The sequence below is a fragment of the Roseomonas sp. AR75 genome (genome assembly GCF_005222815.1).
Lineage (GTDB): Bacteria > Pseudomonadota > Alphaproteobacteria > Acetobacterales > Acetobacteraceae > Falsiroseomonas.
Window position 1 is genome coordinate 525,137 of record NZ_STGB01000002.1, and the last position, 20,595, is coordinate 545,731.

At 70.5% G+C, this 20,595-nt stretch carries 22 protein-coding genes; 12 read left to right on the forward strand and 10 right to left on the reverse strand.

Features of this window, described 5'->3' with window-relative positions; translation table 11 throughout:
- Nucleotides 1–31: 31 nt before the first annotated feature.
- Both clpS and E4T13_RS10440 read right to left on the reverse strand, forming a co-directional pair.
- Complete coding sequence (clpS, locus tag E4T13_RS10435) at nt 32–382, reverse strand: ATP-dependent Clp protease adapter ClpS (RefSeq protein ID WP_137178201.1); 351 nt, start codon at nt 380–382, stop codon at nt 32–34.
- Nucleotides 383–675: 293 nt separating this feature from the next.
- Entirely contained in the window at nt 676–1,194 is a 519-nt protein-coding gene (locus tag E4T13_RS10440; protein WP_137178202.1) for a phasin family protein, read from the reverse strand.
- Between the two features lie 358 nt (nt 1,195–1,552).
- On the opposite strand from E4T13_RS10440, the gene E4T13_RS10445 reads away from it, so the two are divergent.
- The gene (locus tag E4T13_RS10445) at nt 1,553–2,728 is read left to right on the forward strand and encodes a D-alanyl-D-alanine carboxypeptidase family protein (protein WP_206030132.1); all 1,176 of its coding nucleotides are present in this window, start codon (nt 1,553–1,555) and stop codon (nt 2,726–2,728) included.
- Between the two features lie 3 nt (nt 2,729–2,731).
- Here E4T13_RS10445 and E4T13_RS10450 read toward each other — a convergent pair whose 3' ends face one another.
- Together E4T13_RS10450 and E4T13_RS10455 are read right to left on the reverse strand one after the other, a co-directional pair.
- A complete protein-coding gene (locus tag E4T13_RS10450) occupies nt 2,732–3,802 on the reverse strand; it encodes a DSD1 family PLP-dependent enzyme (RefSeq protein WP_240791073.1) in 1,071 nt (356 codons plus the stop codon).
- 46 nt (nt 3,803–3,848) lie between these two features.
- A complete protein-coding gene (locus E4T13_RS10455; RefSeq protein WP_137178204.1) occupies nt 3,849–4,946 on the reverse strand; it encodes an aminotransferase class V-fold PLP-dependent enzyme in 1,098 nt (365 codons plus the stop codon).
- A 66-nt stretch (nt 4,947–5,012) separates the two neighbouring features.
- Here E4T13_RS10455 and E4T13_RS10460 point away from each other — a divergent pair, with 66 nt between their 5' ends.
- Both E4T13_RS10460 and E4T13_RS10465 read left to right on the forward strand, forming a co-directional pair.
- Nucleotides 5,013–6,179, forward strand: a complete 1,167-nt coding sequence (locus tag E4T13_RS10460; RefSeq protein ID WP_137178205.1) for an acyl-CoA dehydrogenase family protein — start codon at nt 5,013–5,015, stop codon at nt 6,177–6,179.
- A complete protein-coding gene (locus tag E4T13_RS10465; protein WP_137178206.1) occupies nt 6,179–7,006 on the forward strand; it encodes an alpha/beta fold hydrolase in 828 nt (275 codons plus the stop codon). Before E4T13_RS10460 ends, E4T13_RS10465 begins: the two co-directional genes overlap by 1 nt.
- A gap of 4 nt (nt 7,007–7,010) precedes the next feature.
- Here E4T13_RS10465 and E4T13_RS10470 read toward each other — a convergent pair whose 3' ends face one another.
- Nucleotides 7,011–7,568 carry a PEP-CTERM sorting domain-containing protein gene (locus E4T13_RS10470; protein WP_137178207.1) on the reverse strand — a complete coding sequence of 186 codons (558 nt, stop codon included), beginning with the start codon at nt 7,566–7,568 and terminating at the stop codon, nt 7,011–7,013.
- A 66-nt stretch (nt 7,569–7,634) separates the two neighbouring features.
- Nucleotides 7,635–8,564, reverse strand: coding sequence for a sulfotransferase domain-containing protein (locus E4T13_RS10475; RefSeq protein WP_137178208.1), 930 nt, complete (start codon nt 8,562–8,564; stop codon nt 7,635–7,637).
- A 175-nt stretch (nt 8,565–8,739) separates the two neighbouring features.
- Between E4T13_RS10475 and E4T13_RS10480 the strand changes: the two genes are divergently transcribed.
- From E4T13_RS10480 to E4T13_RS10500, 5 genes are all read left to right on the forward strand, one after another.
- Complete coding sequence (locus tag E4T13_RS10480) at nt 8,740–9,699, forward strand: tripartite tricarboxylate transporter substrate binding protein (RefSeq protein ID WP_170984920.1); 960 nt, start codon at nt 8,740–8,742, stop codon at nt 9,697–9,699.
- A gap of 4 nt (nt 9,700–9,703) precedes the next feature.
- Nucleotides 9,704–10,471, forward strand: coding sequence for an SDR family NAD(P)-dependent oxidoreductase (locus E4T13_RS10485; RefSeq protein WP_137178210.1), 768 nt, complete (start codon nt 9,704–9,706; stop codon nt 10,469–10,471).
- A 99-nt stretch (nt 10,472–10,570) separates the two neighbouring features.
- On the forward strand, nt 10,571–11,542 hold the full coding sequence (locus E4T13_RS10490) for a tripartite tricarboxylate transporter substrate binding protein (RefSeq protein ID WP_137178211.1): 972 nt from the start codon (nt 10,571–10,573) through the stop codon (nt 11,540–11,542).
- Nucleotides 11,543–11,687: 145 nt separating this feature from the next.
- Entirely contained in the window at nt 11,688–12,956 is a 1,269-nt protein-coding gene (locus tag E4T13_RS10495; protein ID WP_137178212.1) for an aconitase family protein, read from the forward strand.
- Nucleotides 12,953–13,513 (forward strand): 3-isopropylmalate dehydratase, encoded by a 561-nt coding sequence (locus E4T13_RS10500; RefSeq protein ID WP_137178213.1) that lies wholly within the window; start codon nt 12,953–12,955, stop codon nt 13,511–13,513. Before E4T13_RS10495 ends, E4T13_RS10500 begins: the two co-directional genes overlap by 4 nt.
- A 168-nt stretch (nt 13,514–13,681) precedes the next feature.
- Here the strand turns inward: E4T13_RS10500 and E4T13_RS10505 are convergent, their stop codons facing one another.
- From E4T13_RS10505 to E4T13_RS10515, 3 genes are read right to left on the reverse strand one after another with little or no spacing between them, the layout of a single operon-like run.
- The gene (locus E4T13_RS10505) at nt 13,682–14,107 is read right to left on the reverse strand and encodes an aconitase X swivel domain-containing protein (RefSeq protein WP_137178214.1); all 426 of its coding nucleotides are present in this window, start codon (nt 14,105–14,107) and stop codon (nt 13,682–13,684) included.
- Nucleotides 14,104–15,354: an aconitase X catalytic domain-containing protein gene (locus E4T13_RS10510; protein ID WP_137178215.1), complete on the reverse strand. Its 1,251-nt coding sequence runs from the start codon at nt 15,352–15,354 to the stop codon at nt 14,104–14,106. Before E4T13_RS10510 ends, E4T13_RS10505 begins: the two co-directional genes overlap by 4 nt.
- 12 nt (nt 15,355–15,366) lie before the next feature.
- On the reverse strand, nt 15,367–16,641 hold the full coding sequence (locus E4T13_RS10515) for an ABC transporter substrate-binding protein (protein WP_137178216.1): 1,275 nt from the start codon (nt 16,639–16,641) through the stop codon (nt 15,367–15,369).
- Nucleotides 16,642–16,762: 121 nt separating this feature from the next.
- Between E4T13_RS10515 and E4T13_RS10520 the strand changes: the two genes are divergently transcribed.
- The 4 genes from E4T13_RS10520 to E4T13_RS10535 all read left to right on the forward strand — a co-directional run bounded on the left by E4T13_RS10520 (nt 16,763) and on the right by E4T13_RS10535 (nt 19,813).
- Complete coding sequence (locus E4T13_RS10520) at nt 16,763–16,942, forward strand: hypothetical protein (protein WP_137178217.1); 180 nt, start codon at nt 16,763–16,765, stop codon at nt 16,940–16,942.
- A gap of 64 nt (nt 16,943–17,006) precedes the next feature.
- Entirely contained in the window at nt 17,007–17,561 is a 555-nt protein-coding gene (gene dcd / locus E4T13_RS10525; RefSeq protein WP_137178218.1) for a dCTP deaminase, read from the forward strand.
- A 5-nt stretch (nt 17,562–17,566) separates the two neighbouring features.
- A complete protein-coding gene (gene murA / locus E4T13_RS10530; RefSeq protein WP_137178534.1) occupies nt 17,567–18,823 on the forward strand; it encodes a UDP-N-acetylglucosamine 1-carboxyvinyltransferase in 1,257 nt (418 codons plus the stop codon).
- A 12-nt stretch (nt 18,824–18,835) separates the two neighbouring features.
- Nucleotides 18,836–19,813, forward strand: a complete 978-nt coding sequence (locus E4T13_RS10535; RefSeq protein WP_137178535.1) for an MBL fold metallo-hydrolase — start codon at nt 18,836–18,838, stop codon at nt 19,811–19,813.
- A gap of 9 nt (nt 19,814–19,822) precedes the next feature.
- On the opposite strand, the gene E4T13_RS10540 is transcribed toward E4T13_RS10535, so the two are convergent.
- On the reverse strand, nt 19,823–20,593 hold the full coding sequence (locus E4T13_RS10540) for a short-chain dehydrogenase/reductase (protein WP_137178219.1): 771 nt from the start codon (nt 20,591–20,593) through the stop codon (nt 19,823–19,825).
- Nucleotides 20,594–20,595: the final 2 nt, after the last annotated feature.

The following is a 20,595-nucleotide window of genomic DNA, read 5'->3' on the forward strand; positions in this document are numbered from 1 at the left end:
AGAAGCCCAGGCCTGTCGGTCCCGGGCCGCCTCATTCCTTCTCGATCGTGCACTGGAGGGGATGCTGGTTCTGGCGGGCCAGGTCCATCACCTGCGTCACCTTGTGCTCGGCGACCTCGTAGGTATAGACGCCGCAGACGCCCACGCCACGACGATGGACATGCAGCATGATCCGGGTGGCTTCCTCCCGGCTCTTGCTGAAGAATCGTTCCAGGACGTGGACGACGAACTCCATGGGCGTGTAGTCGTCGTTCAGCATCAGCACCTTGTACATGGACGGCTTGCGCGTCCGGGGGCGGGCCTTGACGACCACGCCGGTGTTCGGCCCTTCCGTGCCGCCGGTGCCGCCGCCCTGCCCATTCCGCTTGTCGGTGTCGCTCATGCCTGCCCTGAGTGCGCGCCTGGTCGCCTGTCCTGAAAACCGGAACACGCCAACCGGCGGGAGATGCCGCGGCCGGTCGGCGCGATGGAGTCTCGCCCCGTCCGATGGGGCCTGAACTAGGATATCGGACTCACCGGCCTTCAGTGAAGGGCTTGACGCGATATCCCACCGCGAAGAGGGGCGGCTGATACACAAACGCACGAAACCCGGCCCGGCTGCCCCGTAAGGTGGGCAGCCCGGCCGGGCCCGGCAAGCGGACCGGGCGCCGCATGGCACCCGGATGGCTGTCTTGGTCAGGCCGCGAGCGGCTTGCCGAACTTCTCGACCGCGAGCGTCATGCGGGCGGTCAGCGGGGCGTAGGCCTGCTCGGCGAGCTTGAAGGTCGCCTCCTGCAGCTTCGCCGCCTCGCTCATCGAGCGCTCCATCGACGCCTTGGCGAAGGCGGCCTGGATGTCCGCGGCCTCCTTCAGGCTCTTCACGGCGGCCAGCGCCTTGGCCGACTCCATCGCGTGGTCGGTCAGGGCCTGCTGGACGGCGAAGACCTGCTTGCCGATGTCCTGCATGCCCGTGGCGAAGGTCTGCGCGGCCTTCGTCATCGCCTCGATGTTGCCGCGGCCGAACTCCGCCGCCTCCTCAGCCGCCTTGAAGAAACCCTCGGCCGTCTTGGTCACCTGTTCCATATTCTTCTCCATCGCCGCGCGCGCCTGATTGGCGCCCTCGTCCATCATCGTCTTCGCCTGGGCCGCACCCGCCGTGGCATTGCCCGCCACCAGCGCGATCGCCCGCTTGCTTTCCTTCGGCTCAGCAGCCATCCCGTTGCTCCTTCAACCTGCCTTGCGGCGCGGCCCAGAGGCCTGCCGGGAGCCGAACTCCCGGCCCCGAGGATTTTGCTGCACCGCAGCACGAAGGCCTTGTAGCCCCCTGCCACGCATGGTCGCAAGCTTTTTTTGCGGTGCAACATAGCAGGACGCTGTCACGGATTCGTGGCGCGGGAAGGCTATCCCGGCGACGTTTCGGCGCGGGGTCCGATGGCACTGCAAGTGTTGCCGCCAACCCTCTGCGCTAACTGAAAGTTCTGCATACGTCCTGCTATACAGCCGGGCCGCCGATCCCCTAGGCTCACCGCACAGCGCGGGACCGGGGGGTGCCGCGGCAGGGGGACCAGTACGGATGCGTTCAGGCCAAAAGGCCCTGCACGCGGGCCTTTTGGCCTGCGGCATCCTCGCCATCCTGGCTTTCGCCGGCGTGCGACAGGCCAGTGCCCAGATCGGCAGCGAGCGATACGCGGCCATCGTGCTGGACGCTCGCACGGGCGCGGTGCTGACGGCCGCCAACCCCGACGAGACGCGACATCCCGCCTCCCTCACCAAGATGATGACGCTCTACATGGTGTTCGACGCGTTGCGGGAGGGCCGCGTGCGCCTCGATTCGCGCGTGCCGATCTCCGAGGAGGCGGCGTCCCGCCCGCCCTCGAAGCTCGGCGTGCCGGCGGGCATGTCGATCAGCGTCGAGCAGGCGATCCTGGCGCTGGTCACGCGCTCCGCCAACGATGTCGCGACCGCCGTGGGCGAGCGCCTGGGCGGGTCGGAATACCGCTTCGCGCAGATGATGACGTTGCGCGCGCGCTCGCTGGGGATGAGCCGGACCCTGTTCCGCAACGCCTCCGGCCTGCCCGACCCGGACCAGGTCACCACCGCGCGGGACATGGCGACGCTCGGCCGGCGGCTGATCCAGGATTTCCCGGATCGCTACCAGTATTTCGGCGTCAGCCACGCCGAATTCGGCAATGTGCGGATCCGCAACCACAACCGCATGCTGATGACCTATGAGGGCGTGGACGGCATCAAGACCGGCTACATCAACGCCAGCGGCTTCAACATCGTGACCAGCGCCCGCCGCGGCGGGCAGCGCGTGGTCGGCGCGGTGTTCGGCGGCAGTTCCTGGGTGGAGCGCGACGCGCATATGGCGAGCCTGCTCGACCAGTCCTTTGCGCAGCTTGGCGTCGCCCCTCGCGACGTCGCCGGCGGGCCCGGCGTGCTCCGCACGGCGCAGGCGGCCCCGCTGCCGCGCGGGCCGGCTGCGGCGACCGCCCGCACCACAACGACCAGTCGCCAGACCGCCACGCGCCAGACGGCAACCTCGCGCCAGGCTTCGACGCGCCAGGCGGCCAGCCGCCAGACCGCGACTCGGCAGGCCAACACACGGCAGGCCACGACCCGGCAGGCCGCCAGTCGCGGCACCGGGACTACGCGCACCGCGACCGTGCGCGCCCGCGGCACCCAGCCGCCCACCGCCTCGGCGGCGCAGAGTGCAGCGCCGGGCCGAAGCAGCAGCCGGTCGCGATAGGCCTCAGGCCATCGCGCCGCGGGCGGTGATCGGCCAGAGGCACTCCACCCGGCCGTTCCGCACGCCGACATACCAGTCGTAACGGTCTACCGTTGGGTCACAGTGGCCGGGGATCAGCCGGAGCTTCTCGCCGAGCCGCGGTACGCCCTCCCCCTGCAGCGTGCCGTGCTCATCCGCCGCACGGACATAGGTGACTCCCGGGAAGCCGTGGACTACCGGCATGCCCGAATCCGTCGGTAGCGCCTTGTGGCCGGCATCCACCACGGCGACGCCCGGCCGCGGCGCGCTCATCACCTGCGCCAGCACGAACAGCGCCTGGCGGAAGGGCGGCGGGTCGTCGTTGCGGGCGTAGTCGGCATCCATGAAGGCGTAGGAACCGGCCTGGATCTCCGTCCAGACGCCGCTCGCCGCCTCCAGCGCGAAGGTGCCGGTGCCGGCACCGCCGACGATGGCGCAATCCAGCCCGCGCTGCCGGCACTGCTCCACGGTGCGCCGCGTGCCGTCCGTGGCGGCGGCGATGGCCGCCACGCGCTCCTCCGGCTTGCGCCGGTGCTGCGCGCTGCCGTGATAGGCCTGCAGCCCGCCGAAGATCAGGTGCGGGCTCGCCGCGATGCGCTCGGCGAGCGCAACCGCCTCCGGCCCCGGCTGCACGCCGCAGCGGCCGGAGCCGACATCGATCTCCACCAGCACGGTCATGCGCAGCCCGGCCGCCTCCGCCGCCGCCTCGATCGCCGCGATTCCCGCTTCGTCATCGGCGCAGACCGCGACCTTGGCGATGCGCGACAGCGCGGCGAGACGAGCCAGCTTGCGCGGCGCGATCACCTCGTTGCTCACCAGGATGTCCGGCACGCCGCCCCAGGCCAGCGCCTCGGCCTCGCCCACCTTCTGCGTGCAGTTGCCGACCGCGCCGCGGCGCATCTGCTGCAGCGCGACCACCGGCGACTTGTGCGTCTTGGCATGCGCGCGGAGCTTCGTGCCGGTCGGCGCGAGCAGCGCGGCCATGGTGTCGAGGTTGTGCTCGAAGGCATCGAGGTCGAGCAGCAGCGCGGGGGTGTCCACATCCTCCTCGCGCATGCCGGGTTCCGCCGGCGGCCTTTGCATCATTTCTTTCGTCCGTCTTTCACAGAGTGCTGCGCAGGGCGTCCATGATGCGGTCCAACTCGGCCGCGTCGTTGTAGCCGTGGAAGCTGAAGCGGATGCGGCCGCGGCCGTTCCAGGCGAGCACGCCCTGCTCCGCCATCGCCGCGACGATGGCGGCGGCGCGGTCATGCGCGATGCAGACATTGGCACCGTGCCGCGCCGGATCGCGCGGCGTGGTGGAGGCGATGCCGGCGGCGTCGAGCCGCGCCAGCAGGTCCACGGTCAGCGCCTGCACATGCGCCTGGATGGCGCCCCGCGGAAACGCCTCCAGGAAATCCAGCGCCGCGTGCATGACATAGGCGCCCGCATGGCTCGGATTGCCGCGGGTGAAGCGGCCGGCGTCGTCGCGCAGCGCGACCGGCCGCGCCCAGTCGGGCTTGCCCGCCATGCGGATCGAGTACCAGCCTGCCGTCGCCGGCGCCCAGCCCGGCTGCCGCGCGCGGTTCCAATACGCCACCGCGATCCCGGTGATGCCCAGCATCCATTTGTAGCAGGAGGCGAAGGCGAAATCGGCGACCGAGGCCTCGATCGGCATCCAGCCGCTCGCCTGGGTGAAATCCACCACCAGCATCGCGCCCGCGCCATCCGCCACGCGCCGCAGCGCTGCCAGGTCGTGCCGCCTGCCATCCACCATCGAGACGGCGCTGACCGCGATCATCCGCGTGCGCGCATCGCAGGCGGTCGCCACGGCCTCGGCATCCATCATGTCGGCGAAGCGCAGCGCCACGCCGCGCCGCAGCGCCAGCGGCGCGACGACCGAGGGATACTCGTCCGCCGCGACCACGACATTGTCGCCCGCGCGCCAGTCCAGGCTCTCCACCAGGATGGACATCCCCTCCGCCACCGAGGAGACCAGCCCGATCTCCGCCGGCGCCACGGACCAGAAGGCCGCGAGCCGCGCGCAGAGCCGCTCGGCCTCCTCGTCCACCCGCGGCCGGCTGGCCGGGCCCATGGACTTGTCCGCGCCGTAGCGTTCGAAGGAGGCTGCATGGCTGCGCAGCACCGGCGTCTCGCCGCCGGCGCAGACATGCACCGCGCCCGGCGGTATGCGGAAGGCAGCGGGATCGAACAGCGGCAAGCCGGCCTCGCGGGGTTGCGTCCTGCGCCGAGACTGGCACGGTCGGGGGGAAGGAAACAGACCGGCATGGATTTCAGCGAAACCGACACACAGCGTTCCGTGCGCGAGGCGATGGAGCGCCTCTGCGCCCGCTTCGGCGACGCCTATTGGCTCGATTGCGACAAGGCGCACCGCTTTCCCCACGAGTTCCACAAGGCGATGGCCGAGGAAGGCTGGCTCGGCATCTGCATGCCGGAGGCGGTGGGCGGCGCCGGCCTCGGCGTGGCGGAAGCCAGCGTGATGATGCAGGCGATCGCGCAATCCGGCGCCGGTATGACCGGCGCCTCCGCCGTGCACATGAACATCTTCGGACCGATGCCCGTGGTGGTGTTCGGCACGGATGAGCAGAAGGCCCGCATGCTGCCCCCGCTGATCGCGGGGACCGAGAAGGCCTGCTTCGCCGTCACCGAGCCCAACACCGGCCTCGACACCACTCGCTTGAAAACCTTCGCGGAGCGGCAGGGCGACCGCTACGTGGTGAACGGCCAGAAGGTGTGGATCAGCACCGCCCAGGTCGCCGACCGCGTGCTGCTACTGGCCCGCACCACGCCGCTCGAGCAGGTGCGAAAGCGCAGCGAGGGTCTCTCGCTGTTCTACACCGCGCTCGACCGGTCGCGCGTCGAGGTGCGCGAGATCCCGAAGATGGGACGGCATGGCGTGGATTCGAACCAGCTCTTCCTCGACGGCCTGGAAGTCCCGCTGGAGGACCGCATCGGCGAGGAAGGCAAGGGCTTCGACTACATCCTGCACGGCATGAACCCCGAGCGTATCCTCGTCGCCGCGGAAGCCGTGGGCATCGGCCACGCCGCGATCGCCCGCGCCGCCTCATATGCGAAGGAACGCGTGGTGTTCGGCCGCCCCATCGGCCAGAACCAGGGCGTGCAGCATCCGCTGGCCGCCTGCTGGATGAAGCTGGAAGCGGCGCGGCTGATGACGATGCAGGCCGCTTGGCGCTACGACCAGGGCCTGCCCTGCGGCGCCGAGGCGAACGCCGCGAAGTGGCTCGGCGGCGAGGCCGGGTTCGAGGCCGCGCAGACCGCCGTGATGACGCTCGGCGGCTATGGCTATGCGCAGGAATTCCACCTGGAGCGGCTGCTGCGCGAGAGCTTCATCCCGCGCATCGCGCCGGTCTCACCCCAGCTCATCCTCTGCCACATCGCCGAGCGCGTGCTCGGCCTGCCCAAGAGCTACTGATGCAGATCCTCGACGACCTCGCCGCCGCGGCCACGCGCTACGAGACGCCTTGCGGCGAGGGCACGATGGTGTGGCACGCCTGGAACGATGGCGCGGGCGATCCGCTTGTCCTGCTGCATGGCGGTAACGGGTCGTGGCGGCACTGGGTGAAGCAGATCCCGCTCTATGCCCGCACGCGCCGGGTGATCGCGGCGGACCTGCCCGGTCTGGGCGAAAGCGCCGACCTGCCGGGCGAGCAGGACCCGCTGAACGGTGCGCGCATTGTGCTGCCGGGGCTGCGCGATCTGCTGCGCGGGCAGGTGGCGGACCTCGTCGGCTTCTCCTTCGGATCCAACGTCGCCGGCCAGCTTGCCGCGGCGATGGGCGGGGAGCTGCGTTCCCTGACGCTGGTGGGCGGCGCCGCGCTCGGCGTGCCGCGCAACCCGACGCCGCTCGAAAAGATCCGCGACAAGCAGGGCGAGGCGCGCATCGCTGCGCATCGCTTCAACCTGGCATCCCTGATGATCGCCGATCCTGCGAAGATCGATGATCTGGCCGTGGTGATACAGGAATGGAACACGGTGCATGCGCGCTTCCGCAGCCGGAGCTTCGCCGGCACGCCGCTGCTGAAGCTGGCGCTGGCGCAGACGACGCTGCCGCTGACGCTGATCTGGGGCGAACGCGACCAAGTGGCGGTGGGCAATATCCACCGCCGCTTCTCGGCCGCGCAGGAAGTTCGGCCCGATGCGGTGCTGGAGGTCATTCCGAAGGCCGGCCACTGGACCGCCTATGAGGCGCCGGAGGAACTCAACGCCGCGCTGGATCGCGCGCTGCGGCGCGCGGGTTGAGGGCTCAGTCGCGGCGCCGCGCCACCAGCAGCCCCGCGATGCCGGCCAGCAGCAGTCCGAAACCAGCCGGGGCCGGCACCGGCGTCTCGACGATGGCGGCGCTGAAGGTGATCGGCAGCTCGGTATTGCCGTTGCCGACCCCGTTGCTGAAGGGCGGCACGGAGCGGAATTCCAGATAGCCGGGCGTCGGCAGGAAATCGGCGAAGAAGGGATTGGCATAGGTGCCGTCCGCCATCGCGAAGCCGATGCCATGCGTGCTGAGCTGCGCCCCGGTGGTGCGCACCAGGTTGTCCACCGCGAAGGGCGCATTGCCGGGGATGGCCGTGCCGGTCGGCTGCAGCGCCGTGATGGCGATGCCGTTGCGCGTGCCGGTGATGCCGGTGATCGCGTAGAAGCCGGCGCCATCCGGCGTCTCGCCAGTGGTGAAGGTGCCGCTGGCGGCGATGCCGGCGCCGCTGTAGCTCCAGTTCCACAGCAGCTCGGCGTGCGCCTGCAACGGCGCCGACAGCGTCGCCGCGAGCAGGGCCGCCCCGATCACGCGCACCGCATTGACCCCGCGCATCCTTGCCTCCTGGCACGATGCGCGGAGCCTTGCCGATCCCGGCGTGCGGGTCAAACGTGCCGCGCGCTAGGCCGCCTGCGGCAGGTCGAAGGCGAAGCTGTCCATCGCCAGCCAGGCGGCGCAGGCCTCGCCGAGCTTCGCGCGGGCCATGTTCTCGTAGCGCTGGTTGTCCTGCGGCGTCAGCACGTCGCGCCAGCGGCCATTGGTGCCCTTGTGCACGAAGGTGCCGGCACCGCCATCCCACAGCGCGCCGCCCAGCGGCACGGATTTCGTGGCGTTCGCCTTCATCCATGCGAAGCCGCATTGCTGCACGATCCTGGGGAAGCGCGCCTCGTCGATGGCGATGTCGAGGAAGGCGGCGATGCGCCGGATCGAGCCCGGCAGGTCGGCCTTCAGCTCCGCGAAGTGCAGCAGCAGCATGTTCGGCAGGGCGCGGATCTCCCACCAGCTGCGGATGTTCTCCCAGAACGGCCAGAGCGGATGGCCGTCGCCCTCCAGCCAGTCCAGGAAGAAGCGCCGCACATCCGCGGGCGGCCGCTGCATCGCCGGCCCGATGCGGCCGGGCGTGTCGTTCAGAAGCTGGTAGAGCAGGTCGTTGGCATTGGCGAAGTGGTTGTGCATGCTCCACACCACGTCTCGCCCGTCGCGCGCGATGTAGATGTATTTCGCCTTCGGCGCGTAGACCAGCGCATCCACCGGCAGATGCGTCTTGATGAAGCGGCGATGCGCCTGCGCCTCCACGGCCGGCAGCTTCACCTCGGCGGGCGGGACGCGCAGATCCAGCCAGGGCGACATCTCCGCCACCTCCAGCCCGGACTCGCCGTTGAAGATCAGCTGGGAGACGATCTGCTGCAGCCAGGTGGTGCCGGATTTCGCATAGGTGGCGATGACGATGTCGTCGTCGCGGAAGCGGAAGTCGTTCCAGATCGTGCTGTCCATGTGGTGGTTGTGGATCTCGCGCGTCTTGATCGGCCAGCCGGCCTCGTCCGTATGCATGGTCCGCTTCCTTCCCTCGCGCCCCTGCGGCGCCGGGGCGCTGGTTAGGCGCGGCGGATGTCACCCCGATGTCGCGAACGGTTTCGCGTGTGACAGCAGCGAAGGCCGCGCTGGCGGTGCCCTTCGCCCTGCTGTAGGAAAAGGGCAACGTCTGGAACCCAAAAGAGAGGCCCCCATGCTGCGCCGCCGCGCCGTGCTCACCCTGCCCGCCCTGCTTGCCGCCCCGATCGCCGCTCATGCCCAGGCCGCCTGGCCGGCGCGCAACGTGCGGGTGATCGTGCCCTTCCCGCCCGGCGGCACCACGGATGTGGTTGCGCGGCTGGTGACGCAGCGTCTGTCCACCGTGCTCGGTCAGTCCTTCGTGATCGAGAACCGTGCGGGCGCCGGCGGCACCGTCGGCTCGGACGTGGTGGCTAAGAGCCCGCCGGACGGCTACGCCTTCGTCATCTCCAACATCGCCTCGCACGGCGTCGGCCCGAGCGTCTATCCGACGATGCCCTATGACAGCGTGCGGGACTTCACGCATGTCGCGCTGATGGCGGAGGTGCCCTCGGTCCTGGTGGTGAACGTGAATTCGCCGATCCGCACGCTGGCCGATTTCATCGCCGCGGCAAAGGCGAAGCCGGGGATGACGGTGGGCTCGCCGGGCAACGGCACCTCCTCCCACGCGAAGCAGGAGATCCTGAAGCGCTCCGCCGGCATCGACACGACGCATGTGCCCTATCGCGGCAGCGGCCCGATGATGAACGACCTGACCGCGGGCAATGTGGACGCGATGATCACCACGCTGGTCGAGGCCGGCCGCAACGAGCGCTTCCGCCTGCTTGCCGTCACCGCGGATCAGCGCGTGCCGGGCTGGCCGGACCTGCCCACCTTCAAGGAACTCGGCCATCCCGACCTGGTCGCCTCCACCTGGTTCGGCATCTCCGGTCCTGCCAACCTGCCGCCGGCGATCACGGAGAAGCTGAACGCCGAGGTGCTGGCGGCGCTCGCGCAGCCGGACATCGCGCAGCGCCTGCGCGAGGCCGGCGCCACGCCGCGGCGGATGAGCGCGGCGGAATACCAGGCCTTCGTCGCATCCGAGGTCGCGCGCTGGCGCAAGGTGGTGCAGGAAGCGAACATCCGCGTGCAGTAGCGCCATGTTCGCGCTGGACCTGACCGGCCGTGCGGCGATCGTCACCGCGGGATCGCGCGGCATCGGCGCGGCAAGCGCGGTGGCGCTGGCGCGCGCGGGCTGCGATGTCTGCGTGAACTACCGCGCCGATGCCGCGGCGGCCGAGGCGGTGGCCGGGGCGGTGCGCGCGGAAGGCCGCCGCGCGCTGGTGGTGCAGGCCGACGTCGCCGACAGCGCCGCGGTCACGGCGATGGTGAGCCAGGCGCAGGAAACCTTCGGCCGGCTCGACATCATCGTCAGCAATGCGGGCGCCGGCACGAAGGTGCCGATGCACGAGATCGCCGACGAGGAATATCGGCGCGTCTTCGATATCAACGTGAAGGGCTTCGTGGCACTCGCCCGCGCCGCGCTGCCGGCGATGCGCGCCGCGAAGTCGGGGCGTATCATCGCGATCAGCTCCGTGGTCGGGCGCTCCGGCAAGGCGTTCATGTCGCCATCGCCGACCTATGCCGGGGCGAAGGCGGCGCTGATCGGCTATGTGCGCGGGCTGGCGCGGGAAGTGGGCGGCCTCGGCATCACCGTGAACGCGGTGTGTCCCGGCTGGGTCGATTGGGGCAGCAAGCACGCCGCCGCGCCGGCGGAGGTCCGCGCCAGCGCGCTGTCGCAGATCCCGCTCGGCCGCACCGGCACGGCGGAGGACATTGCGAATGCGGTGGTGTTCCTCGCCTCCGACCAGGCGAGCTACCTCACGGGCGTGTCGCTCGATGTGAATGGCGGTCTCTACATGGCTTGAGCGCGGTCACCTGCAGAAAAGGCCAGTGATCTAGGCTTTCGGCCCAAGCCATGCGACGCTTCCCCGCCGCCGCGCGCCGGCGGAGGAGGAAATCGGTCCATGCCCCGCCTGTCGCGGCGCCAGATGGCTGCGCTGCTCGCCCTTCCCCTCGCCGCGCCGGCGCGCGCGCAAGCCTTCCCGACCCAGCCGCTGCGCATGATCGCCCCCTTCCCGCCCGGCGGGCCGGTGGACACCTTCGCGCGCATCCTCGCCCCCGCCATGTCGGACCAGCTTCGCCAGCCCGTGGTGGTGGAGAACCGCGCCGGCGCCGGCGGCATCGTCGGGCTGGAGGCGGTCGCGCGCGCCGCGCCGGATGGCTACACCATCGGCCTTGGCGGGCCGGGCGCACTGGTGGTCTCGCAGCACCTGCTGCCGCGCATGCCCTATGACACGCTGCGCGACTTCACGCCGATCGCGCAGGCCATCGGCGTGCCGGAGATCCTGGTGGTGCATCCCTCCGTGCCCGCGCGCGACATCGCCGCGCTGGTGGCGCTGGCGAAGGCGCAGCCTGGCGCGCTGAACTACGCCTCGGCCGGCAACGGCACCTTCCCGCACCTGGCGGCCGAGCTGTTCAAGCTGCGCGCCGGCGTGGATATCACGCATGTGCCCTATCGCGGCGCCGCGCCGGCCATCACCGACCTCGTCGCCGGCCGCGTGCAGATGATGATCGCGGATGCGCCGGTGGTGCTGCCGCAGATCCGCTCCGGCAACCTGATCGCGCTCGGTGTCGCCAGCCGCGCGCGCTTCGAGGGGCTGCCGGACCTGCCGACCATCGCGCAGGCTGGCGTCGTGGGGATCGAGGCGGATGCCTGGTACGCGCTGCTCGGCCCCGCGGGCATTCCCGCCGACCGCCTGGCGACGCTGCACGGCGCGCTGGTGGCGGCGCTCGCCACGCCGGAGGTGAAGCGGCTGCTCGCCGCGCAGGGCGCGCACGGCATCGGCGACAGCCCCCAGGATTTCGCCGCGCATCTGCGCAGCGAGATCGCGAAGTGGGGCGAGGTGGTGCGCAGCGCCGGGGTGAAGATGGAATGATGCCGCGCACACGAATTGCCGGCCTGCGGCCCGAAGGGCCGAGCGCGCGAAGGCGCGCCGCCGCAGGTGCGGCGAAGCCAAGCGGCACGGAGGTGCCGCGCCCGGCGTCTGAGGGGCACGGAGGCGAAGCCTTCGTGCGCACGCCATGACGGGCCAGACTGCGACGCAGAAGATCATCGCGCGCGCCGCCGGGCTCGAGCGCGTCGGCGCCGGCGACTACGTCACCGTCACGCCGGACGCCACCGTCAGCATGGAGCTGAACTGGCCCGTGCAGATGGCGGACATGAAGCGCACCCGCATCACGCGGCTGCCGCGGCCGGACAAGGCGGTGATCGTGGTGGACCACACCACCAGCGCCGCAATGGGCTCCGCGCACCATGTCTCGCACCAGCGCATGCGCGACTTCTGCGCGGAGCAGGGCATCACGCATTTCTACGGCCCCGGCAGTGGGCTGCGCCACCTGATCCTGCTGGAGAAGGGTATCGCGCGCCCCGGCGTCTTCGTGTTCGGCGACGAGCAGAACATCGCCAGCATCGGCGCGGTCGGGGCGCTCTGCATCCCGATCTCGCGCGAGGTGCTGGTCCCGCTTCTGACCGACGAGACCTGGGTGCAGGTGCCGCGCGGCGCGCGCATCACGCTGACGGGCCGGCTGCCCTTCGGCGTCACCGGCCGCGACCTGGCGCAGGCCTTCCTGCGCGACTTCGGTCCCACGGACAAGCTGCTGCAATGCTCGGTCGAGTTCGTCGGGCCGGGCGTTTCGACGCTGTCGCTGGACGACCGGCAGACCGTGCTGTCCGTGCTCTACCATGCCGGCGCCGACACCGGGCTTATGGCGGTGGACCAGGTCGCGCTGGACTACGTCCGTGCCCGCGACGCCGGCCGGCCCTGGCAGGTCGTGCAGGCCGATGACGACGCCGACTGGCATGTCGAGGCCGCCTACGATCTCTCCGCGCTGGAACCGATGGTCACGGTGCCGCCCGAAGTGCATGGCGGCGTGCCGCTCTCGGAGGTCGCCGGACGGCGCGTGACGCAGGCGACGATCGGCTCCTGCGCCGGCAACCGGCTGGACGACATGCGCGCCGCCGCAGCGATCCTGCGCGGGCGGCGCCTGGCGGATGGCGTGACGATGTACATCACGCCCGGCAGCCGCGAGGTCTACGGCGCCGCCGCGCGGGAAGGCTTGCTGGAAGTCTTCTCCGACGCCGGCGCCACCATCCTTGCGCCGGGCTGCACCACCTGCTGGGGCTATCACGGCCAGCTCGCCGATGGCGAGGTCTGCATCTCCACCAACCAGTACAACTACGCCGGCCGCAACGGCAGCCGCACGGCGGAGATCTTCCTTGCGGGTCCGTACGCCGTCGCCGCCGCCGCGGTCGCCGGGCGGATCACCGATCCGCGGGAGTTCCTGCGATGAGCGGAACGCTTCGCCGCGGCCGCGTCTGGAAGTTCGGCGACCATGTCAGCGGCGATGACGGCATCATCGACTTCGCCGCCGTCGCCACCGGCTTCGGCAAGGCCTTCGACACCGAGAAACTGCGCCGCATCTGCTTCACCCTTCTGCGGCCCGAATTCCCCGACCAGGTGCAGCAAGGCGACATCGTCGTCGCCGGCGTGAATTTCGGCCACCACAACCACGTGGACGCCTCCGTCGCCATGCGCGTCTCCGGCATCAGCGTGGTCATCGTGGAATCCTGCGAATCCGGCCTGGTCCGACGCGCGCTGAATGTCGGCCTGCCCATCATGACCTGCCCCGGCATCACCGCCGCCGTCGCGGACGGCGAGATCCTCGAAGCCGACCCCGCCACCGGCACCATCCGCACCGCCTCCGGCCAGACCCTCCAGGCCCGCCCCTTCTCGCCGCGCATGCTGGACATCTGGCAAGCCGGCGGCGTGATCGAATTGCTGGAGCAGGAAGCGGTGAGGCGCGGGGAGGGCGCTGCCCTCCCCGAACCCCTCCTGCCAGGAGCCTGAGGCTCCTGGACCTGCCTTCAATGGGTGGGAGAGGGAGGGGGCGAAAGCGCGTTCCGGCGCAAGCGGTCGCTCAAGCCCGCTCCCTCTCCCACCCATGAACTCAAGGGTTCCAAGGGGCCACTGCCCCTTGGTGGGGAGGGTCCGGGAGGGGCAAGGCCCCTCCCGCCTTCACCCGCCCCGCCGCAGCAGTTCCACCACGCGGCGGCTCGGGTCCAGGCGGACGTGGTCGCCGGTGCGGATGATCGTGCGCGGGTCCGGCGACCAGCCTTCGGTGATGGGGATGCCGGCGAGCACGGCGCCTTGCACCATCACGGGGTTGGTCACGCCGAAGACGAAGGCCTTGGGCGCGATGCCCTTGGCCTTGATGTCGTTGAACGCCCAGCCGGCGGCGATACCGCCCTTGGCGGTGGGGAAGAAGCAGATCTTCTCCTTGATGCTCAGCCCTTCCAGCTTGTGCCCGGGCTTGGTGATGAGGCCCGTCCAGCGGTCGAGGTCGTAGCGCGGGGAGAAGCCCTCGTCGGAGACGATCGCCTCGCCTTCCACCACGGGGCCGAAGGCGCGGGCGAGGGTGATCGTGGCCAGCGGCGCGCTCATGAGAGTTTTCCCGTGCAGGCGATCTCCACGCAGTCCGCGGTGCGGCGCAGGATGGTGCGGAATTTGTGCGCGCCGATGATGTTCACGATCTTCGCGCTGTTGCTGATCATGTTGCGCCAGCCATTCTTTTCCCGCATCGGCGTCAGGTTCTGCAGGATGTAGAAGCAGACGCCTTCCAGCACGGCGACGCCCGCCTTCTCCAGCGGGTCGAGGTAGCCGAGCTTGCGCGCCGCGCTCAGCACGCCGTTGCTGGTGGTGACGAAGCAGGCGCTGCCGCGCGCCACCTGCCGGCCGGCGAAGAGCTCGGACAGCGTCTTCATCTCGAACAGGGAGAGTTGCGGGCCGCTGAACACCACGAGCCGCGCATCGCCATCGCCGAGGTCATAGCCGCGGTACACCGCCTCGATCCGCGCATCGTCCACGACCATGCGCTCGACATCGGCGGGCACGCTGCCGTGGAAGGCGGCTTCCAGGGTCGGCGCCTCCGGCGTCACGCCGATCATGTGGTACATGCCCATCGAGCCGTAGGAGGCCAGCGCGCAGCCGAGCTGCTTCAGCTCGTCCGACAGCGGCGTGCGCCGGAAGCCGGTGAAGACCGGCACGGCGAAGTAGTTCTGATGGCTCTCGCCGACCAGCTTGCCCACCGCGCCCCAGTCGGCGAGGTCCGCCAGCGTGGCGTCGGAGAGGTCCACGATGAAGCTGCCGCGGCGGTGCTCGTCGAGCTGGAAGCCGTATTCCGGCGTGCGTCCGGTGATCGCCGCGGCCAACGCGGCGGGGCCGGATTCGAAGTTGGTGCGCGCACCGCACAGGCTGTTGGCGTGGATGCAGGTGCCGGTGTCGCCCCAGGCCACGCGCTCCCCGACATGCGGCTGGTAGAGCGTCTGGTAGTTGATGCAGGTGTCGGTCGTCAGCACGTTCATGCCCTGCATCGTCGCGATCACCTCGCGTTCCTTGGCGCATTCGCCGGCGTCCTGGCCGAGCCGCTCGGCCCAGGCGAAGTCGATGCAGCGGGCGTTGGTGGTGATGGGAATGCGCGCGCGGGCGCCGAGCTCGCGCATCTCCTTCAGGAAGGACAGGCCGGCATCACCCAGCACCTCGATGTCGCCCATGACATGCGCGTTGGTGATCGGCACGAAGCGACGGGCGCCGAAGAAGCGGCCGACCTCGATCTGGTAGGCCAGCGCACGGCGCGCCGCCTCGCCGGACTTGCCGGCGAGGATGTCCTGTTCGTCGGCGGTGAGTTCCACGTTTCCCCCTCTTCAACCCAGCAACGGCCGCACGCGGCGCGCGATGTTGGCGGCGATCTCCAGCGCGGGCTGGTTGCGCACCAGCATCGCCTCAACTTCCTCGCGGAAGATGTCCTCGGCGCGCGCCGCATTCTCCCAGCCCGGCAGCGGCGGGCGCGCATCGCGCAGCGCGGCGGCCTCCACCACGGCCCAGGGCACGGCGGCGGCGTAGCGCGGGTCACCCAGCGTGGAGAGCCGCACCGGCCCGTTGCCGTTCAGCGCAGCGCGCAGCGAGGCATCGGCGCTGCCGAAGCCACGCAGCGCCTTGACCGCGCCATCCCGGTTGCGGGCATTGCGGGGAATGGCGAGCGCCCAGATCTCGCTCTTCACCGGCGCCACGGGGAAGCGCGAAACGATCTCGGGCGCCGAAGGCACCGTCGCCACCTGGATGCGGCCGGGATAGCGGCTGGAGGCCGGGTTGTTCAGCGCGGTGAAGCGGCTGATCGGCGAGATCGCGAAGGCCGCGCGGCCCTGCTGCATGGCGGTGGTGACCTGCTCGGTCGAGAAGCGCGGAAAGGTGCGCGGCAGCACGCCTTCGGCGAAGAACGCGCGCAGCAGATCCAGCGCCTTGAGCATCGCCGGCTCCTCCACGCGGAGCTGGAGATCCGACGAAAGGAAATCGCCGTCCCACATCCGCGCGAGGTCGATCATCTGCGACGGCCCCGGCCCGTCCAGCACCAGGCCGTTCACCGCCAGGCCATCGCCGCGGCGGAAGGTGGCGCGGCGCACTGCCGCGGCCAGCGCATCGGGCGAGGCCGGCGGCGCAACCTCCATCCCGCGCTCCTCCAGCAGCGCGGCGTTGAGGAACAGGCCGGAGGTCGCCTGGCGGAAGGGCAGGCCATAGAGCCGGCCGCCGAAGGTGAAGGGGCGGCGCATGCCCTCCGGAATGTCCTCGACCGCCAGACCCTGGAGGACGCCTTCCGGGCCATCCAGCGGGACGAACAGCTCCGCCACGCGCGGGGCGACGTAGCGGTTGAGCAGGAAGGCGAGGTCCACCGCGCCCTCGCGCAGGCTGGCCTCGCGGAACAGGCGGTCATGGATCTCCGGCACGCCGAAGGTCAGCCACTCCACGCGCCAGCCGGCGGGGCCGGCGAGTTCGCCGAGCATGTTGCCGCCGGGGCCCTGGCTGACGGCATTGCGATGGACCGAATGGCCGATGATGCCGAGCCGCGCCTCGGCCTGGGCCAGCGCGGGCGCGGCAAGCGACAGCCCGGCGGCGCCGAGCACGGCGCGACGGGTGAGCGTCATGGCCGTCTCCTCCTTCGCCGCGCTCCTCTGCCGGCGCGGTGCCGGTGCAGCATGACGCCGGCCGGGGCGATGCCACAAGCCGGGCCTTGACCCTGGCCGCGCGCGGCGCTTCTGAGCCGGCATGGACAAGAAGGACACGCCGCCCGGCCGCCCGGCCGAGCGCCCCGCAAGCAGCGCGCGGGCGGAGCGGGAGGCCCGGCTTGCCGCCGCGCTGCGCGAGAACCTGCGGCGCCGCAAGGCGCAGGCACGCGCCCGTGCGGCGGAGGCGCCACGCCGAGACGACACGGCGAAGGAAGGCTGAATGGACGCCGCCCGAGGGTTCCGCTAACCCGGCCGGGACAGCGCGCCTGGGGGTCGTTACGCTCATGCCCATCATGCCCGACAGCTGGATCCGCCGCATGGCGACGGAACACGGCATGATCGAGCCCTTCGTGGAAAGCCAGCGGCGGGAGGGGGTGATCTCCTTCGGCCTGTCTTCCTATGGCTACGACGCGCGCCTGGCCGACGAATTCAAGATCTTCACCAATGTCGACAACGCCATCGTCGATCCGAAGGGCTTCTCGGAGCAGGGCTTCGTCACGCGGCGCGGCGAGACCTGCATCATCCCGCCGAATTCCTTCCTGCTCTGCCACACGGTGGAATACTTCCGCATCCCCCGCGACGTGCTGGTGATCTGCCTCGGCAAATCCACCTATGCGCGTTGCGGCCTGATCGTGAACGTCACCCCGCTGGAGCCGGAATGGGAAGGCCAGGTGACGATCGAGATCAGCAACACCACCCCCCTGCCCGCCCGCATCTACGCGAACGAGGGTATCTGCCAATTCCTGTTCCTGCAGGGCGCCGCGCCGCCCGAGGTCAGCTACGCCGATCGCAAGGGCAAATACATGGGCCAGCGCGGCGTCGCGCTGCCGAAGCTCTGATGGCCATGGACCGCATCCGCATCCGCGGCGGCAAGCCGCTCAACGGCACCATACCCATCAGCGGCGCGAAGAACGCGACGCTGCCTCTGATGACCGCCGCGCTGCTCTCCGACGGGCCGCTGGTGCTGGAGAACGCGCCGGACCTGGCTGATATCGCGACCATGCGCGCACTGCTCGCGCAGCATGGGCTGCTGGTGGAGCACGACCGGGCGGGACGACGCCTGATCCTGCAGGGCAGCGCGACCAACCTGGAAGCGCCCTACGACATCGTGCGCAAGATGCGCGCGAGCGTGCTGGTGCTGGGGCCGCTGCTGGCCCGCTTCGGGGAGGCGAAGGTCTCGCTGCCCGGCGGCTGCGCCATCGGCACGCGGCCGGTGGACCTGCACCTCAAGGGCCTCGAACAGATGGGCGCGACCATCGCGCTCGACAGCGGCTACATCGAGGCGAAGGCGCGAGCGGGCGGGCTCAAGGGCGCGAAGATCATCTTCCCGCAGGTCAGCGTCGGCGCCACCGAGAACCTGCTGATGGCCGCCTGCCTGGCCGATGGCGTGACCGAGCTGGTGAACGCCGCGCAGGAGCCGGAGATCGGCGACCTCGCCATGTGCCTGATGCGCATGGGCGCCCGCATCGAGGGCATCGGCACGGGCAAGCTGACGGTCGAAGGCGTGAAGAACCTCGGCGCGGCGACGCATCCGATCATCCCCGACCGCATCGAGGCCGGCACCTTCGCTTGTGCCGCCGCGATCACGGGCGGGCAGGTGATGCTGGAAGGCGCGCGACTGACCGACCTCGGCGCCGTCGCGCGCGTGCTGCGCGACGCCGGCGTGGATGTCGCGGAGCGCAATGACGGGTTGATGGTCAGCCGCCTGAACGGGTTGCACGGCACCGACGTGATGACGGAGCCCTTCCCAGGCTTCGCCACCGACATGCAGGCGCAATTCATGGCGCTGATGTGCGTCGCCGACGGCGCTTCGATGATCACCGAGACGATCTTCGAGAACCGCTTCATGCATGTGCCGGAGCTGATGCGCATGGGCGCGCGCATCAAGTATCACGGCCAGAGCGCGATCGTCCGCGGCGTGCCGAAGCTCTCGGGCGCGCCGGTGATGGCAACAGACCTGCGCGCCTCCGTCAGCCTGGTGCTGGCGGGACTGGCGGCGCAGGGCGAGACCATCGTGAACCGAGTCTATCACCTAGACCGCGGCTATGAGGCGGTGGAGCGCAAGCTCGCCGCGGTGGGGGCCGATATCGAGCGCATCTGAGGGGGCGTGGCGATGCTGCAGCCGGTGGACCGCCTGGAGATCCAGGTGCTGGTGGACAACGTCACCGACAGCCTCTCCCGCGTGCCGCCCTTCGTCACCCGCGAATGGAACGTGTTGCGCCGCTTCGGCCTGACGCGGACCAGCGGCGGCGCACTGTGCTGCGCCAATCACGGGCTTTCCCTGGTGATCACGCTTCATCGCGGGGCCGCGCGCCATCGATTCCTGTTCGATGGCGGCCCCGATCCCTACGCGATCGCGCGCAACGGCCCGAAGCTCGGCGTGCCCTTCGGCGAGATCGAGGCGGCGATGCTGAGCCACGGCCATTGGGACCATGCGGGCGGCATCCCGAAGGCGCTGGAGTTCATCACCGCGGCGAATGGAGGGCGGGCCGTGCCGCTCCACCTGCATCCCGGCATGTTCCGCGAGCGCGGCGGCCGCCAGCCGGATGGCGGCGTCTTCCCGATGGATCGCGTTCCGGCGCCGCAGGATTGGGCGGCGATGGGTGCTGCGCCTGTCGTCACCGACCGGCCGGCCGCGCTGTTCGACGAGACGCTCTGGATCAGCGGCGAGATCCCGCGCCGCACGCCCTATGAGCGCGGCCTGCCCGGCCAGGTGGCCCGCGCGACCGAGGCCGACCCGTGGGAATGGGACGAGCTGCTGATGGATGAGCGCTTCTGCGCCGTGCATGTCCGCGGCCGCGGCCTGGTCGTGTTCAGCGCCTGCTCGCACGCCGGCATCGTCAATGTGCTGCATGCGGCGCGCGAGAGCTTCCCTGACGTGCCGCTGTTCGCCGCGATGGGCGGCTTCCACCTCTCGGGCGAGAACGAGGCGATCATCCCGGAAACAGTCGCCGACCTGGCGCAGTTCGACCTGCCGCTGCTCATCCCGGCGCATTGCACAGGCTGGCGCGCCGTGAATGCGCTGGAGCGCGCCTTCGGCGAGCGCGTGGTGCCGGCGGCGGTGGGGAAGCTGTTCGTGCTGGAACCGTAGCGCCAGCCCTCAGCGGAACATCGCGCCGCCATCCACGTCCACGACCGTGCCGTTGACATAGCCGCCGCGGGGCGAGGCCAGGAAGGCAGCGAGGTCGGCGATCTCGCGCGGCTCGATGGCGCGGCCGAAGGGCAGCCCCGTCAGCGTCTCCGCCCAGCGCGCCTCGTCGCCGAACTGCTGCTGCGCATTGGTGCGCGCCAGCGTCATCATCCGATCGGTGCGCGTCGCGGCGGGGTTGATGCCGAAGACGCGCACGCCGTGCGCGACCGAAGCGCCGCCGAGCGCGGAGGTGAAGGCGATCAGCGCGGCGTTCGCCGTCGCGCCCGCAATGTAGCCCGCGCGCGGCGTACGGCCGGCCATGCCGATGATGTTGCAGATCACGCCCGCCTTCCGCGCCTCCATGCCCGGCAAATAGAGCTGGCACAGGTGGATGTAGCCCAGCAGCTTGAGGTCCCAGGCCGCGCGCCAGCGCTCCATCGGGATGTCGGAAAGCCGCCCGCCGGGGATCGCGCCGGCGTTGTTCACCAGGATGTCCGGGTCGGGATGCGCCGCGTGCAGGCTGGCGCGACCCGCATCGGTCGAGAGGTCGGCCGCGAAGGTTTCCACCGCCACCTGCGCCTTGCCGCGCACAACGTCGGCCGCTTTGGTCAGTGCGGCCGCGTCGCGCGAGACGAGGATGATGTCGCAGCCGGCCTCCGCGAAGGATTCCGCGCAGGCCAGCCCGATCCCCTTCGAGCCGCCGGTGATGAGAACGCGCTTGCCGGTGAGGCCGAGGTCCATCG

Excerpts from the sequence above, each read along its gene's own strand:
- clpS (WP_137178201.1), bottom strand. The coding sequence starts at position 382 with ATGAGCGACACCGACAAGCGGAATGGGCAGGGCGGCGGCACCGGCGGC.
- E4T13_RS10440 (WP_137178202.1), bottom strand. The coding sequence starts at position 1,194 with ATGGCTGCTGAGCCGAAGGAAAGCAAGCGGGCGATCGCGCTGGTGGCG.
- E4T13_RS10445 (WP_206030132.1), top strand. The coding sequence starts at position 1,553 with ATGCGTTCAGGCCAAAAGGCCCTGCACGCGGGCCTTTTGGCCTGCGGC.
- E4T13_RS10450 (WP_240791073.1), bottom strand. The coding sequence starts at position 3,802 with ATGCGCGAGGAGGATGTGGACACCCCCGCGCTGCTGCTCGACCTCGAT.
- E4T13_RS10460 (WP_137178205.1), top strand. The coding sequence starts at position 5,013 with ATGGATTTCAGCGAAACCGACACACAGCGTTCCGTGCGCGAGGCGATG.
- E4T13_RS10465 (WP_137178206.1), top strand. The coding sequence starts at position 6,179 with ATGCAGATCCTCGACGACCTCGCCGCCGCGGCCACGCGCTACGAGACG.
- E4T13_RS10470 (WP_137178207.1), bottom strand. The coding sequence starts at position 7,568 with ATGCGCGGGGTCAATGCGGTGCGCGTGATCGGGGCGGCCCTGCTCGCG.
- E4T13_RS10475 (WP_137178208.1), bottom strand. The coding sequence starts at position 8,564 with ATGCATACGGACGAGGCCGGCTGGCCGATCAAGACGCGCGAGATCCAC.
- E4T13_RS10480 (WP_170984920.1), top strand. The coding sequence starts at position 8,740 with ATGCTGCGCCGCCGCGCCGTGCTCACCCTGCCCGCCCTGCTTGCCGCC.
- E4T13_RS10485 (WP_137178210.1), top strand. The coding sequence starts at position 9,704 with ATGTTCGCGCTGGACCTGACCGGCCGTGCGGCGATCGTCACCGCGGGA.
- E4T13_RS10490 (WP_137178211.1), top strand. The coding sequence starts at position 10,571 with ATGCCCCGCCTGTCGCGGCGCCAGATGGCTGCGCTGCTCGCCCTTCCC.
- E4T13_RS10495 (WP_137178212.1), top strand. The coding sequence starts at position 11,688 with ATGACGGGCCAGACTGCGACGCAGAAGATCATCGCGCGCGCCGCCGGG.
- E4T13_RS10500 (WP_137178213.1), top strand. The coding sequence starts at position 12,953 with ATGAGCGGAACGCTTCGCCGCGGCCGCGTCTGGAAGTTCGGCGACCAT.
- E4T13_RS10505 (WP_137178214.1), bottom strand. The coding sequence starts at position 14,107 with ATGAGCGCGCCGCTGGCCACGATCACCCTCGCCCGCGCCTTCGGCCCC.
- E4T13_RS10515 (WP_137178216.1), bottom strand. The coding sequence starts at position 16,641 with ATGACGCTCACCCGTCGCGCCGTGCTCGGCGCCGCCGGGCTGTCGCTT.
- E4T13_RS10520 (WP_137178217.1), top strand. The coding sequence starts at position 16,763 with ATGGACAAGAAGGACACGCCGCCCGGCCGCCCGGCCGAGCGCCCCGCA.
- dcd (WP_137178218.1), top strand. The coding sequence starts at position 17,007 with ATGCCCATCATGCCCGACAGCTGGATCCGCCGCATGGCGACGGAACAC.
- murA (WP_137178534.1), top strand. The coding sequence starts at position 17,567 with ATGGACCGCATCCGCATCCGCGGCGGCAAGCCGCTCAACGGCACCATA.
- E4T13_RS10535 (WP_137178535.1), top strand. The coding sequence starts at position 18,836 with ATGCTGCAGCCGGTGGACCGCCTGGAGATCCAGGTGCTGGTGGACAAC.
- E4T13_RS10540 (WP_137178219.1), bottom strand. The coding sequence starts at position 20,593 with ATGGACCTCGGCCTCACCGGCAAGCGCGTTCTCATCACCGGCGGCTCG.